Here is a 13,702-nt window from a genome sequence, read left to right on the forward strand (position 1 = left end):
GTGGATCTCAGTCGCGTAGCAACGCGCGTACGCGTTCAAGATCTTCGGCCGTGTCGACGCCCGGCAACGGCGCGTCTTCCGTCACGAGCACGGCGATACGTTCGCCATGCCACAACGCGCGCAATTGCTCGAGCGATTCGGCGGTTTCGAGAGGTGCCTGCGGCAAGCTTGGATAGCTGCGCAGGAATTTGGCGCGATAGGCGTATAGCCCAATGTGCCGGTAGATCGGCGTCGTCGTGGCAGGCAGCGCCGCGACGTTGGCAAGGCCAGCGGACCAGGCATCGCGCGACCAGGGAATCGGTGCGCGTGAGAAATAGAGCGCACGGCTATGCGCGTCGAGCACGACCTTGACGACGTTCGGCGAAAAAATCTCGGCGTTGTCGGTGATGGGATGTGCCGCCGTCGACAACGCACATTCCGGGTGGTCGGCGAGGTGGCCCGCGACGGCGTGCACCAGACGCGGGTCGATCAGCGGCTCGTCGCCTTGCACATTGACGACAATCGTGTCGTCAGCCCAGCCTTGCTGCACGGCGACTTCGGCGAGTCGGTCGGTGCCGGTTGGATGATCCGCGCGCGTAAGCACGACGTCGAATCCGTGAGCGGAAACTGCGTCGACGACGCTTTGCGAGTCGGTGGCGACAACGACTTGTCGCGCACCCGATTCACGGGCTCGCTCGGCGACGCGTACCACCATGGGCTTGCCGCCGATGTCGGCGAGCGGCTTGTTGGGCAGGCGCGTCGATGCCAGACGCGCCGGCACGACGGCAACAAAATCAGTCACTTGGCTCACGATCCGGATTTGTCGTCGGACAGCGGCACCGGGGTGCCTTCGACGGACTGACGCGCTTCGTCGGCCAGCATGACGGGGATACCGTCACGGATGGGGTACGCAAGCTTGTCGGCGTGGCAAATCAGTTCCTGGGCTTTCTTGTCGTACTCCAGGGGGCCCTTGCACAACGGGCAGACGAGAATCTCAAACAGTCGGGTGTCCACGCAATTTCTCCACTACCAGGGATACCAGGCGCGCATCGAGCGCTGCCTCGGCGGGTACGGCCCACACACGCGGGTCGGACCAGGTGAGGCATTTTACTGCATCCTTTTCGGTAATCAGGATGGCATCGGCCGCGACGCCGTCGAACGGGTTGGTCGCGAAATCGTAATGATCGGGCAACGGCAGCGTCTCGATCGTCAGACCGGCCGCACGCAGTGCTGCGAAGAAGCGCTCGGGGGCACCGATGCCCGCAGCGGCAAGCACGCGGCGCGGGGCAGTGGGGGCCGATGGCGCACCGTCGCCAGAGGCGATAGCGGTCGAAGTGGTCAGCGGCGCCGACGCAGGGCCACGCGATGCGAAATGCGCCAGTGGACGCGAGAGCGACGGCTGACTGACGCACCAGGCATCGCCCAATGCAAGCGTAAGGCGCCACGTGTTGGGCCAGTCGGGAAGCGTCTTGCCGTACGGATCGTTGATAAGGTTCGCATCGCGTCGGCGCGACAACGGCTCGCGCAACGGTCCGGCAGGAAGCAGAAAGCCGTTACCGCCCAATCGATGGTCGAACACCGCGATCTCAACGTCGCGCGCGAGCGCGTAATGCTGCAGGCCGTCGTCGCAAACGATCACGTCGCATTCAGGATGCGCCGCCAGCAACGCTTGGCCACCTTCAACGCGTGACGGCCACACCCAGACGGGCGCGCCAGTACGTTTGGCGATAAGCAGAGGTTCGTCGCCGACGTCTTCCGGTCTTGATGCATCGCGCACTTCCGACGGATGCGACAACCGTGCGCCATAGCCCCGCGAAAGCACGCCTGGGGTGTAGCCCAGTTTGCGCAGCGCGGTCACCAGCGCGATCACAGTGGGTGTTTTGCCGGTCCCGCCAACGGTGAGGTTGCCGACCACGACGACCGGCACCGGCAGACGCGTCGAGGTTTTCCAGCCACGGCGGAAGCTCATACGCCGCCATGCGGCCATCGCCGCGAAGATCCACGACATCGGCCACAACAGCCAGGCCATGACCCCGCGCCGTTGCCATTGCGCGCTCACCCAGTGAACGAGCGATCCTGACAGGCGAGGGACCAGCGCGCGGGCGCGCGTGCCGCTGGGATCGGGAGGGGCGGAGGAGGCGGGTGCCGTCATCGGGCGGGTTTGCCGTTCGCGTTATTCGAGCGGGCGGCGAACGTCAGTCGCGACAGACCGGCTTCACGCGCCGCTTCCATCACGTTGATAACGGATTGATGCGTACTCTTAGCGTCCGCATTGATGATGATGACCGGCGGCTCGGCGCCCGCGTTCTGCGAGCCGGCGGCTTGACGCAGTGCCCCCGTCAGGCTGGCGACATCACGTTGGCCGAGTGCCTGCCGGTCGATGGCATAGCTGCCGTCCGCACCGACGGATACCACGATCTGGCGCGGCGGCACGACAGCCTTTTCTGCGTCGGCCGTCGGCAGATTGACCTTGAGCGCGGTGTAGCGCGTGTAGGTCGTGGTGATCATCAGGAAGATGAGAATGACGAGCAGCACGTCGATGAGCGGGATCAGATTGATCTCCGGCTCGTCGCGCGTCGTCAGGCCTCGACGGAAGTTCATCGTGCGCCTCGCCGGTCAGTGCCGCGGCAGCGTGGCATCGAGGAAATGGACCGCCTGCGTTTCCAGTTCGACGAGAAACGCATCGACGCGCGTGCGGTAGTACCGGTAGAAGATCATCGCGGGAATGGCGATCATCAGTCCGAAGCCCGTGTTGTACAGCGCGACCGAAATACCGTGCGCCAGTTGGGCCGGGTCGGTCCCGGTCGCATCTTGCGAGCCGAAGATCTCGATCATGCCCACGACGGTGCCGAACAACCCCATGAGGGGTGCCACTGAGGCGATGGTGCCGAGCGCCGGCAAAAAGCGCTCGAGCTCATGGGCGACGGCGCGGCCGGTTTCTTCGAGGGCTTCCTTGGCGCCGTCGCGCGGTCCCTGCGGATTATGGGCGACGTAACGCACACCGGTCGCGAGCACTCGGCCGAGCAACGAGCCGCGTGCGAGCGCTTCGGTGGCCTCGTGTTTCGCCGGCGCACGGCGCGCGAGCGTGATGGCGTTTTCGAGCACGCCACTCGGCAGCACGCGTGCGCGGCGCAACGACAGGGCACGCTCGACGATCAGAGCGAGAGCGATGACGGATGCGATGAGAAGTGGCCAGATGGGCCAGCCGGCGGCCTGGATGACGGCGAACAAAGACGACCTCTTGCTTATTGCGGGGATGGGCAAACGAGTCCGCACTGTAGCGTGCAGGGTGGGGATGGGCAAGCACCGTTTTCCACATCTGACGAGCACAAGGATGTGGACAACCTTGGGATACTTTTTGCAAGTCGTTGAGCGCAAGGCGGTTTTTGGTTCGTGATGAAAAAATGAGCAATAAAAGGTTTCAGATATGAACACCGCCGCAAGCTCACAAATCCCAACTTCGAATGCACAGCCTGTGGATAACTTTGTGCACATGTCTCGAAGCGCCCATATATCCTGCGCTTTGTCACGAAAACGCCATATGACGTCAATGCGACACCTGCCGGACAGCCCCGCCAATCAAGGCTTTCCGTGGCCGATGCAGGAAAAGTAAGGCGGCGGGGGTCGAAAACCCTTAAATTAACGGGCCTGTGGACAGTTTTTGACCTGCCGAATCGCATGAACCTTTCTTTTGACGACGCCCGGCCCAATCGTGGTGCGGATCGCGTGCTCAGTGTTTCGGATTTGAACAAGGCCGTTGCTGGGGTTCTCGAGCGGAGTTTCCCGCTCGCCTGGGTGAGCGGCGAGATCTCGAACTTCACGCGCGCGGCCAGCGGGCACTGGTATTTCTCGATTAAAGACGCGCAAGCGCAGATGCGCTGCGTGATGTTCCGTGGCCGCGCACAACACGCCGACTTCTCGCCAAAAGAGGGCGATCGGGTCGAAGTGCGGGCGCTGCTCTCGATGTATGTGCCTCGTGGCGAGGTGCAACTGAACGTCGAAGCGATTCGTCGCGCGGGCCAGGGCAACCTTTACGAGGCCTTTCTGCGGCTCAAGGAGAAGCTGGCCGCTGCGGGGCTGTTCGACGCCGAGCGCAAACGGCCACTGCCGCGCTATGCCCGCCGCGTGGGCGTGGTGACGTCGCTGCAAGCGGCAGCGCTGCGCGACGTGCTGACGACACTCGCTCGTCGCGCGCCACACGTCTCGGTGGTGGTCTACCCGGCGCCGGTGCAAGGGGCAGACGCGGCGACGCGTCTGGCGGCGGCGCTCGACACGGCCAATGCACGCCGTGAAGTCGACACCATTCTGTTGTGTCGCGGCGGCGGTTCGATCGAAGATCTTTGGGCGTTCAATGAAGAGGTGCTCGCCCACGCGATTGCCCGCAGCGAGTTGCCCGTCGTCTCGGGTGTCGGCCACGAGACCGATTTCACGATCGCCGACTTTGTCGCCGATGTGCGGGCCCCCACACCCACGGCGGCTGCCGAGCTCATCAGCGCTGCGCGCGATGAGTGTTTGCGCGAGGTCGATCGTGAGCGTCAACGCCTGACGCGCGCCATGTGGCGCACGCTGGAGCAACGCGCTCAGCAGCTCGACAACTTGTCGCGTGGACTGGTCTCGCCGCGGGAACGTCTGGCGCGGCAGCAAGGGGCGCTGGCCCATCTGTCGGACCGGATGCGCCATGCGCTGGAGCGCCCGCTCGCCCAGCGCCGCAGCCGTTTCGACATGCTGCGTCTGCGATTTGTGCGCGCGATCCCCGATGTCGCGTCGCAGCATGAGCGCCTTGCGCTGCTCTCGCAACGTTTGCACACGGCCATGTCGCGCCGCGCCGAGCGCTCGTCGCAGCGGCTCGTCGACGCGACCGCCCAGCTCGAACTCCTCAATCCGCGCCGCACGTTGCAACGCGGTTATGCCGCAGTGCTCGACAGTCGCGGTCAGCCGATTCGTGACCCTCGCAAGCTTCAGCGCGGGCAGCAGGTCACCATGCATCTGGCCGATGGGGCGGCGGATGTGGGCATTGGTGATGTTCAGGTCAGGCTAGACGATACTTTTTAGCCGTACCGGCCCGGCAGTGTTAGCGAAGTGCAGACAATGTGCGTCCATTCGCCGGGATTGGCACACAATCGTCACACGTGCGGCGCAAAGTGCGGTGAAACAAGTAACCGTCAGGTTTGCGGGGTTATTGCATCTGCCCTAGAATCGGTGGTTCCGGATAATGCAAAAATCGGGTTCCCCTCAGAGCACAAAGGACAATCGCCATGGAACACAAGCTCCCTGAACTGCCGTACGCCATCGATGCACTGGCGCCGACCATCTCCAAGGAAACGATGGAGTATCACTACGGCAAGCATCACCAAGCCTATGTGACGAACTTGAACAACCTGATCAAGGGCACCGAATTCGAAAACGCCAGCCTCGAAGACATCATCAAGAAGTCGTCGGGCGGCGTGTTCAACAACGCAGCGCAAGTGTGGAACCACACGTTCTTCTGGAACACGCTGTCGCCGAAGGGCGGTGGTGCGCCGGCTGGCGATCTGGCCAAGGCTATCGACGCCAAGTTCGGCTCGTTCGACGCCTTCAAGGAAACGTTCTCGAAGTCGGCCGTGGGTAACTTCGGTTCGGGCTGGACGTGGCTCGTGAAGAAGGCCGACGGCTCGGTCGACATCGTGAACACCAGCAACGCTGCCACGCCGCTCACCGGCACGGACAAGCCGCTGATCACCATCGACGTGTGGGAACACGCGTACTACATCGACTACCGCAATGCCCGTCCGAAGTTTGTCGAGGCATTCTGGAATCTGGTCAACTGGGATTTCGCTGCGAAGAACTTCGCGTAATCGAACACCCGGACTTCACCGGCACCCGAGGTCAACCCGGGCGTCACGCGCCTGACCCGAGCGCGACGCCTCGCTGGTGAAACAAAAGCCCATCGCATGCGATGGGCTTTTTGTTTTCAGCGCCTGCCGGGTCGCGCCTTTGCGCAGCGCGTTTGATCGGTATCAACGTTCGCGCGATCAAGCGTCGTTAGAGTACTCACTTCAAGCGAAACGCCGTGCTGGACTGTATTGCACGATGCTTCGCATCAGACCTCTTTCCATGCGCTTTGGACGACGTATGCCAGAACCTGCGCCAACGCGCGAATTTATTGCCCGGCCACACGCTTGCGCGCGCAGCACGGTGCAAGACGCACCGCAACATCCCTCGTACCAACGCTATTGGCTGGCCGATACACACCTGATGCATAGCCTGCCGCCCGCAGCCTGGACACTTTTTCGTCTGGCCGAATGCAAGCGCGGGGGCACCGCGGCGCATATGTGGCGGGTTGGGCGACTGGCCTGGTGTTTCGCGCAGACGTTGGAAATGCCCGCCATCGAAGCACAAGCGTTGGGGCTCGCCGCCGCATTGCACGATACCGGCAAGCTTTGTATTCCGAATTCGATTCTCGAGAAACCGGGCAGGCTGACGGCGGAGGAAATTCGCGCGATGCGGATGCATCCGCAATTAGGCGCCGATATATTGAGCGCTCTCGGCGGGGCCGCCTGTGATTTGGCAGCGAGCGTCGCGCGCGCGCACCATGAACGGTACGACGGCGGTGGTTATCCGTTTGGCTTATCGGGTAATCGCATTCCGCTGGCGGGGCGCATTGTCGCGCTGGTCGACGTGTTCGATGCGCTGGCCAGTCACCGGCCCTATCGGGCGGCGCTCACGCCTACGCAAATCGTGAAGGCGATGCTCGCCGAGCGGGGACGCCATTTCGATCCGTGGCTGCTCGACCGTTTTCTCGAACGGGCACTCGTGCCTGCGCTCGCCATTTCGAGCGGTGCACGCTAGGGCGTGCACCTTCGTGCGGGAAGCGTGCGGCGAACTAATGCGGCGAACTAATGCGGAGAATTAACGTGGCAGACCGGAAATCTTGGTGCCCGCTGTCAGGTTCTTCGTCTTGAACCAGCCCTGATTCATTTCCAGCGCGTAGCGGATGGGCTCTTTCGGGCAGTGATTGTCATCCGTTTGCGGGGCCATATCTTCGATGTTCACGATCGTGCCGTCGTCCCGCAAAAACGCGATCGACAGCGGCAGATTCGTATTACGCATCCAGAAGCAGTTCATGGCGCGCTGTTCGAACACGAAAAGCATGCCGGCATTGGGCGCCATCTTCGTGCGATACATCAGGCCTTGCTCGCGGTCCGCTTCATTGGCCGCGACTTCCGCCTTGATGAGGAACATGCCAGCGGAGAGCTGAACGGTCGGGAAATCACCCGGTTGCTTGATCTGTTGTGCGGCAGCAGTTGCCGGGGCGAGTGCCATGAAGGCGGCGGTAGTGGCGAACGTGGCGCTTGCGGCGAGCGCAGCCAGTTGACGCGAAATCCGGATCACGAACGACTCCTGGGAAGGTCTGAAAACGCCAGACGAATGGCGGACCATTGTAGCCGCCGGACGAAAAAAAAGCAGGTTGCATGAGCAACCTGCTTATTACCGTCAGTTGCGTAGAGAAGCTGCGCGACGCGGTACTTACTTGCTGGCGGCGGCCGGCGCTTCAGCAGCCGAAGCCTTCTTCGCCGACTTCTTGTGAGTCGACTTCTTGTGCGTCGACTTCTTCTTAGCAGCCGGCTTAGCGGCGGCAGCCGGAGCAGCGTCAGCAGCCGGAGCGGCCGGAGCAGCAGCTTGAGCAAACACGCCAGTTGCGAACAGGCCAGCGACCAGGGCAGCGATCAGTTTTTTCATGAGATTCCTCGTTGAAGCTCGATGTTTGGGTGGTGAACTCGTTGACCCGCGAAGTGAGTCACCTCTAATAACGTCCGGTCAGGACATCGGTTGACAACTCACTCGCGGATTTTTACTAAGTGAAGTATTACGGCTTGTTACCAGTCGGCGGCTGCGTGGCCGGGCCCTTCTTGGCCGACTTCTTGTGGTGATGCTTCTTGTGCGTGGACTTCTTGGCAGGCGCGGCCTTGTCGGCAGCTGCCGCCGCCGGAGCGGGTGCTGCTGCTGCGGGCGCCGCCGGCGCGACAGGCGCCGTGGCCGGCGCCGATTGTTGGGCCATCGCGGCGCCGGACACGATCATGCCGGCGGTCAGTGCGAGCAGCAGTTTGTTCATGACTTGGTTTCCTCGTTTCAGTTAGTGGTGCGTATGTTGCGCACCTGTTCCCTCAACGAGCCGGGCGACTGCTCCGTTGACTGGAAAGTGTAAGTATTTGTTGCGGCAGTTCGCACCACTGACCGGGCGCGAGGTTCAACGCAAAGATGTCGACCGGGCCGATGGCTACGCGCACGAGTCGCAAGGTCGGCTTTCCCACGGCGGCGGTCATGCGCCTGACCTGACGGTTCTTGCCTTCGACGAGCCGGATCTCGAGCCAATGGGTGGGGATGCTTGCGCGATAGCGAATCGGCGGATCGCGAAGCCACAGCGATTCGGGCTCAGGAATTTCGCGGGCTTCGCACGGTAACGTGACGAAGTCGCCCAGATCGAGCCCGGCGCGCAATCGTGCAACGGCAGATTCGTCGTAACCCCCTTCGACCTGCGCCCAATACGTCTTGGGCAACTTGCGCTCGGGTTCCGCGATGCGCGCTTGCAGCCGGCCGTCGTCGGTGAGTAGCAGCAGACCTTCGCTATCGGCGTCGAGGCGTCCGGCCGGATAGACGTTCGGACGCTGCACGCATTCGGCGAGCGTCGGGCGCGTCGGGTGCGGCGAGAACTGGCAGATCGTGCCGAATGGCTTGTTGAGCGCGAGAAGTGTCATACCGGGGGAAGAAAATCGGAACAGCTGTTCAGGTCCGACATGTTAATGCATAATCCGAAAAATCAGTCTTATGTCTTATATAAGACTTGAGACTTTCTGTACGTAGCGACAAACGCTGCCACTACCGCTGTGGCTACAATAGGGCGGTCAACCCGATGGCGATACCGCCGCCCGCGTGCGTTATCCGATCTATCCAATTGGAGTCCCACCATGTCGTATCAGCACATCAAGGTCCCGGCCGGCGAGAAGATCACCGTGAACAAGGACTTCTCTCTGAACGTTCCGGACACGCCGATCATTCCGTACATCGAGGGCGATGGCACGGGCGTGGACATCACGCCGGTGATGCTCAAGGTGGTCGATGCCGCCGTGGAGAAAGCGTACGGCGGCAAGCGCAAGATCAGTTGGATGGAGATTTACGCGGGCGAAAAGTCGACGCGCGTCTACGGCCCCGACGTTTGGCTGCCCGACGAGACGCTCGATGCGGTGAAGGATTACGTCGTCTCGATCAAGGGGCCGCTGACGACGCCGGTGGGCGGTGGCATCCGTTCGCTGAACGTGGCACTGCGCCAGCAGCTCGACCTTTATGTTTGCCTGCGCCCAGTGCAGTACTTCAAGGGGGTGCCGTCGCCGGTGCGTCAGCCGGAGAAAATCGACATGGTGATCTTCCGCGAGAACTCGGAAGACATCTATGCGGGCATCGAATGGGAGGCCGAGTCCGCGGGGGCGAAGAAGCTGATTGCGTTCCTGCAAAACGAGATGGGCGTGAGTAAGATTCGCTTCCCGCAGACGTCGGGTATCGGTGTGAAGCCGGTGTCGCGCGAAGGCACGGAGCGTCTTGTGCGCAAGGCGATTCAGTACGCCATCGACAACAACCGAGACTCGGTGACGCTCGTGCACAAGGGCAACATCATGAAGTTCACCGAAGGGGCGTTCCGCGATTGGGGTTACGGACTCGCGAAGAAAGAGTTCGGTGCCACGGAGATCGACGGTGGTCCGTGGTGCAAGGTGAAGAACCCGAAGACGGGTAAAGACATCGTGATCAAGGACTCGATCGCGGACGCGTTCCTGCAACAGATTCTGTTGCGTCCTGCCGAGTACGACGTCATCGCCACGCTCAATCTGAACGGCGACTACGTCTCGGATGCGCTCGCCGCGCAAGTGGGCGGCATTGGTATTGCCCCGGGCGCGAACCTGTCGGATTCGGTGGCGATGTTCGAAGCCACCCACGGCACGGCGCCGAAGTATGCGGGCAAGGATTATGTGAACCCGGGCTCCGAGATTCTGTCGGCAGAAATGATGCTGCGTCATTTGGGCTGGACCGAAGCCGCAGATTTGATCATCGCGTCGATGGAAAAATCGATTCTCTCGAAGAAGGTGACGTACGACTTCGCGCGCTTGATGGAAGGCGCAACGCAAGTGTCTTGCTCAGGCTTTGGCGATGTCATGATCGAGAACATGTAAGGCGTGAGACGGCGGCGAAGGCCGCCGTCGCTGCGTTTCGTCGCGCTAACGGGCACGCGAGCGCCCGTCCTGGCGTTCTTGCCACATGGCGGCAAGTGCATAGCTCCCCGCAACGCTAAGACTCAACTGGCTGGACTGGGCGAGGCCTTGGACGATCGTCGACGACATGACGGATAACAGCATCAAGTATTGGGGAAAGAGTCCGACGCCAAACGCAAACTCTTCGGCGCGAATAGGGGCTGCGACACTCGGCATGCGACGCGTTTGCCAAATTCGCCATGTCACATAGATCGCGCCGTGGAGGAAGGCGCCGTACTCGACCCAGTTCCCGTCAAGAATGAAATTCGGCAACATCAAAGATCACCTTCGACAAAAGAGCCAGATCGCTGACACGGATGCGCCCACCGCGGCACCGATGTAGCGCGGGTCAAAAGGGAGATCCATATGGCCGATGGTGACACCCGTCACCGAGATACCGATGACGGTATAACTTGCCACGCCACGAAGCTTCGCGCGTGTTTGAGGAGAGAGACTGATCATTGGAAACCTGCGCTCGACATGCGAAAGCGACGAAAGAGAAATGGGGGACGTGACAAATTCTATTTCGCCGCCATACGTCGAGCGCAAGCGTTTACCGGCCGTTTGGCCCGCAATTCCGATTCATCCTAAAGAGTGAAAACAAGCGAAAGCCGCTATTGAATGACGACGGTTGTCGTGACCCGATGATCGCCAGTGGCGGGCACCCGGCTCGTGAGTTCGCGCGGAAAACCCACGGTCCATGTCACGACGTCGGTGCCCGAGACTTTGCCCGCCTGGTACCAGACGATCATGCCGGGAAATCGCATCGTTTCGCAGCGTTGTCCGGCGGGGACTGTGTAGTCGATCCACTCCGCAGAAACTTCACCGAGTGTGGGCGCGGAGTCGAGTTCAAACGTGGGCTGCCCGAGCGAGCGGCATAGGACGCTGTAGTTGGGCTGTACCCAGATCGCGACCTTCTCGCCGACGGCAACGCTCACTTCGTTGGTCGGTGGCGGATAGCTCGCTTGCGCGAATGCGGCGACGGCGAATAGCACGCCGGACATGAAGACGCTCAACCGGCTCGCAAACCGGGATGCGGCGTTGGCGGTATCCATCTTCGGATCTCCCGGCCCCCGGGCGGCCGACGCTGGGATGTTCTCGTATCCCGTCATCGCGTCGGCGCGACGATTCAATTACAGTGCACACGAGCACGTATAGCAAGGTGGGCAAGGTAGGTATCGCCCCCATCCCACTCACAGGATCCCCAAGGAGCCGGCCCATGAAGGTCAACCGCATCGTCGCCAATCTCGCCGCGCCGTCGCCAGACGCGATGCAAGCCGCACAGCATTTTTACGGCGAGTTGCTGGGCCTCGACTTGTTGATGGATCACGGCTGGATCGCCATGTACGGCAGCGCTGAGAAAATGACCGTGCAGATGAGTGTCGCCACCGAGGGCGGTGGGGGCACCCCAGTGCCGGATTTGTCGATCGAAGTCGATGATGTCGACGAAGCGCTCGCCCTCATGCGCGGTGCCGACGTTGACATCGTCTACGGTCCGGCCGACGAGCCGTGGGGCGTGCGCCGTTTCTACGTGCGCGATCCGCTCGGCCGTCTTCTCAACATCCTCGCGCATCGATAACGCGCGATTGCCGCATTCACCTCGGTTGCCTCGGTCGCCTCAGTGGCCGTAGTCGCCAGCGACTGCGCCGAACTCACCGTCCGTCGAAATACGCAGCCAGTTTCTGCGTTTCGAAGGCCTGCACCACGTAGTCCACAAACACGCGCGTGCGCAGCGGCAACTGCTTCTTGTTCGAGTAATAGACGAACAGTCCGCCGTATTCTTCGCACCAGCCCGGCAGCAATCGCACCAATCGTCCGGCGTCGAGCAGCGGTGCGGCGTGAGGCATCGGCAGTAATGCGATGCCGTACCCCAGCGCTACCGCATGCGCCATCGCCTCGGGATCGTCGAAGATCATGCGGGTGCGCGCCTCCACGTTGATCCGCTCGCCACGAGAGTTGCGCAACTCCCAAGCCCGAATACGTCCCGACATGCCCGAGCGGCGCATCACGCCATCGAACGACGCGAGCTCCGACGGATGCTTCGGCGCCGCGCGCTCGGCCATATAAGCCGGTGACGCGCAGATCACCGTGTACGTCGGTGCCAGACGCCGCGCAATCACCCCGGGCGTCAATTCGATCCCCCCGCCGATGGCGGCATCGAAGCCCTCGCTAACGACATCCACCGCGCGGTTATCGAAGCGCCAGTCGGGCACGATGTCCGGGTAGCGCGCAAGAAAATCGCCGAGTAGCGGCACCAGATACTGGCGCCCGAATGCATGCGCCACGCTCACCTTGAGCACGCCCGAGGGCGCGCTCTCGCGCTCGGCCGCCCGCGCGACGGCATCGTTGAGCGCCGCGAAGGGCCCATCGATTTCGCGCAGGAACGACTCTCCGCCCGCACTCAGCGTCAAGCTGCGTGTGCTGCGGTGAAACAGCCGCAGGCCGATTTGCGCCTCCAGTCGCGCCACGTTCTTGCTGACGGCGGCAGGGGTGATGCCAAGCCGCCGTGCCGCCGCCGAGAAGCTCCCGGTACGCGCACTGAGGACGAACGATTCGAGCAGGTTCAAGGCTTCCATGCGTCACCTGTTCCGATAAGTTGAAAACGATGATCCGGATTATGGACTAGTTGGAAGGTAATCGGCCGACCATACTGGCCTCACTTTTTCCCGACAACGGAGTGACATCATGGCAACGAAATTTCAAGGCAAAGCGGCATTTGTGACCGGTGGTTCGCGCGGTATCGGTGCGGCTATCGTGCAGCGCTTGGCGGACGACGGCGCGGCCGTCGCCTTCACCTACAAGGGCTCGAAGACCGAAGCCGAAGCCATCGCCGCGCGCATTCGTGCCGCCGGTGGCCGTGCACTGGCGTTGCAGGCCGACGCTGCCGATGCGTCCGCACTGGGTAACGCGATCGACGATGCTGCGCGCGAGTTCGGCAAGATCGACATTCTGGTGAACAACGCAGGCGTTTTCACGATGGCCAACGTCGCCGACATGGCGCTGGAAGATTTCGACCGAATTCTCGACATCAACGTGCGTTCGGTGTTTGTCGCGTCGCAGGCAGCACTGGCGCATATGGGCAATGGTGGGCGCATCATCAACATCGGTTCGTGCAACGCCGATCGTATGCCGTTCGCTGGCGGCGCAGCCTACGCGATGAGCAAGTCGGCGCTTGTCGGACTGGTCAAAGGCATGGCACGTGATCTCGGTCCGCGCGGTATCACCGTGAACAACGTGCAACCGGGGCCGACCGCCACGGATATGAACCCCGAGACGGGGGACTTCGCCGGTGTGATGCACGGCCTGATGGCACTGGATCGGCACGCCCAACCGTCGGAAATCGCTGCCATGGTGGCTTACGTCGCCAGCGACGAGGCGGGCTTCGTGACCGGGGCCAGCCTGACCATCGACGGCGGTTTCAACGCGTAAGACGACGCATAAGGCAA

General features: G+C 62.1%; 18 protein-coding genes. 6 read left to right on the plus strand and 12 right to left on the minus strand.

The window, feature by feature from the left end; genetic code table 11:
• Window positions 1-7 precede the first annotated feature (7 nt).
• The 5 genes from kdsB to ACPWR9_RS19015 form a co-directional block, all read right to left on the minus strand.
• Window positions 8-790 (minus strand): 3-deoxy-manno-octulosonate cytidylyltransferase, encoded by a 783-nt coding sequence (kdsB, locus tag ACPWR9_RS18995; protein WP_426330947.1) that lies wholly within the window; start codon window positions 788-790, stop codon window positions 8-10.
• Window positions 787-993, minus strand: coding sequence for a Trm112 family protein (locus ACPWR9_RS19000; RefSeq protein WP_150680620.1), 207 nt, complete (start codon window positions 991-993; stop codon window positions 787-789). Before ACPWR9_RS19000 ends, kdsB begins: the two co-directional genes overlap by 4 nt.
• Window positions 974-2,008 carry a tetraacyldisaccharide 4'-kinase gene (gene lpxK / locus ACPWR9_RS19005; protein WP_426330946.1) on the minus strand — a complete coding sequence of 345 codons (1,035 nt, stop codon included), beginning with the start codon at window positions 2,006-2,008 and terminating at the stop codon, window positions 974-976. The genes ACPWR9_RS19000 and lpxK overlap by 20 nt, the downstream gene beginning before the upstream one ends.
• Before the next feature lie 119 nt (window positions 2,009-2,127).
• A complete protein-coding gene (locus ACPWR9_RS19010; protein ID WP_426330944.1) occupies window positions 2,128-2,580 on the minus strand; it encodes an ExbD/TolR family protein in 453 nt (150 codons plus the stop codon).
• A 15-nt stretch (window positions 2,581-2,595) separates the two neighbouring features.
• Window positions 2,596-3,210, minus strand: coding sequence for a MotA/TolQ/ExbB proton channel family protein (locus ACPWR9_RS19015; RefSeq protein ID WP_150680617.1), 615 nt, complete (start codon window positions 3,208-3,210; stop codon window positions 2,596-2,598).
• A 447-nt stretch (window positions 3,211-3,657) separates the two neighbouring features.
• On the opposite strand from ACPWR9_RS19015, the gene xseA reads away from it, so the two are divergent.
• The 3 genes from xseA to ACPWR9_RS19030 all read left to right on the plus strand — a co-directional run bounded on the left by xseA (window position 3,658) and on the right by ACPWR9_RS19030 (window position 6,807).
• Window positions 3,658-5,031 (plus strand): exodeoxyribonuclease VII large subunit, encoded by a 1,374-nt coding sequence (gene xseA, locus ACPWR9_RS19020; protein WP_426330943.1) that lies wholly within the window; start codon window positions 3,658-3,660, stop codon window positions 5,029-5,031.
• A 203-nt stretch (window positions 5,032-5,234) separates the two neighbouring features.
• Window positions 5,235-5,813, plus strand: coding sequence for a superoxide dismutase [Fe] (gene sodB / locus ACPWR9_RS19025; protein ID WP_426330941.1), 579 nt, complete (start codon window positions 5,235-5,237; stop codon window positions 5,811-5,813).
• 277 nt (window positions 5,814-6,090) lie between these two features.
• Entirely contained in the window at window positions 6,091-6,807 is a 717-nt protein-coding gene (locus ACPWR9_RS19030) for an HD-GYP domain-containing protein (protein ID WP_426330940.1), read from the plus strand.
• Window positions 6,808-6,867: 60 nt separating this feature from the next.
• Here ACPWR9_RS19030 and ACPWR9_RS19035 read toward each other — a convergent pair whose 3' ends face one another.
• From ACPWR9_RS19035 to ACPWR9_RS19050, 4 genes are all read right to left on the minus strand, one after another.
• Window positions 6,868-7,398, minus strand: coding sequence for a DUF192 domain-containing protein (locus ACPWR9_RS19035; protein WP_426330939.1), 531 nt, complete (start codon window positions 7,396-7,398; stop codon window positions 6,868-6,870).
• A gap of 87 nt (window positions 7,399-7,485) precedes the next feature.
• A complete protein-coding gene (locus tag ACPWR9_RS19040) occupies window positions 7,486-7,698 on the minus strand; it encodes a hypothetical protein (RefSeq protein WP_058375815.1) in 213 nt (70 codons plus the stop codon).
• A 127-nt stretch (window positions 7,699-7,825) separates the two neighbouring features.
• Window positions 7,826-8,071 (minus strand): hypothetical protein, encoded by a 246-nt coding sequence (locus ACPWR9_RS19045; RefSeq protein WP_426331119.1) that lies wholly within the window; start codon window positions 8,069-8,071, stop codon window positions 7,826-7,828.
• A gap of 52 nt (window positions 8,072-8,123) precedes the next feature.
• Window positions 8,124-8,714, minus strand: a complete 591-nt coding sequence (locus tag ACPWR9_RS19050; protein ID WP_426330938.1) for a pseudouridine synthase — start codon at window positions 8,712-8,714, stop codon at window positions 8,124-8,126.
• Between the two features lie 210 nt (window positions 8,715-8,924).
• On the opposite strand from ACPWR9_RS19050, the gene icd reads away from it, so the two are divergent.
• Complete coding sequence (icd, locus tag ACPWR9_RS19055) at window positions 8,925-10,178, plus strand: NADP-dependent isocitrate dehydrogenase (RefSeq protein WP_426330937.1); 1,254 nt, start codon at window positions 8,925-8,927, stop codon at window positions 10,176-10,178.
• Between the two features lie 45 nt (window positions 10,179-10,223).
• Here icd and ACPWR9_RS19060 read toward each other — a convergent pair whose 3' ends face one another.
• Both ACPWR9_RS19060 and ACPWR9_RS19065 read right to left on the minus strand, forming a co-directional pair.
• On the minus strand, window positions 10,224-10,532 hold the full coding sequence (locus ACPWR9_RS19060) for a hypothetical protein (protein WP_426330936.1): 309 nt from the start codon (window positions 10,530-10,532) through the stop codon (window positions 10,224-10,226).
• A gap of 338 nt (window positions 10,533-10,870) precedes the next feature.
• Window positions 10,871-11,311 (minus strand): hypothetical protein, encoded by a 441-nt coding sequence (locus ACPWR9_RS19065; protein WP_426330935.1) that lies wholly within the window; start codon window positions 11,309-11,311, stop codon window positions 10,871-10,873.
• A 164-nt stretch (window positions 11,312-11,475) separates the two neighbouring features.
• On the opposite strand from ACPWR9_RS19065, the gene ACPWR9_RS19070 reads away from it, so the two are divergent.
• The gene (locus tag ACPWR9_RS19070) at window positions 11,476-11,835 is read left to right on the plus strand and encodes a VOC family protein (RefSeq protein WP_426330934.1); all 360 of its coding nucleotides are present in this window, start codon (window positions 11,476-11,478) and stop codon (window positions 11,833-11,835) included.
• Between the two features lie 73 nt (window positions 11,836-11,908).
• Here ACPWR9_RS19070 and ACPWR9_RS19075 read toward each other — a convergent pair whose 3' ends face one another.
• Entirely contained in the window at window positions 11,909-12,832 is a 924-nt protein-coding gene (locus ACPWR9_RS19075) for a LysR family transcriptional regulator (protein ID WP_426330933.1), read from the minus strand.
• Window positions 12,833-12,941: 109 nt separating this feature from the next.
• Here ACPWR9_RS19075 and ACPWR9_RS19080 point away from each other — a divergent pair, with 109 nt between their 5' ends.
• The gene (locus ACPWR9_RS19080; RefSeq protein ID WP_426330932.1) at window positions 12,942-13,685 is read left to right on the plus strand and encodes an SDR family oxidoreductase; all 744 of its coding nucleotides are present in this window, start codon (window positions 12,942-12,944) and stop codon (window positions 13,683-13,685) included.
• The last annotated feature ends 17 nt before the right edge of the window (window positions 13,686-13,702 follow it).

It is taken from the genome of Pandoraea pneumonica (genome assembly GCF_049918595.1).
GTDB classification, from domain to species: Bacteria; Pseudomonadota; Gammaproteobacteria; order Burkholderiales; family Burkholderiaceae; genus Pandoraea; species Pandoraea pneumonica_A.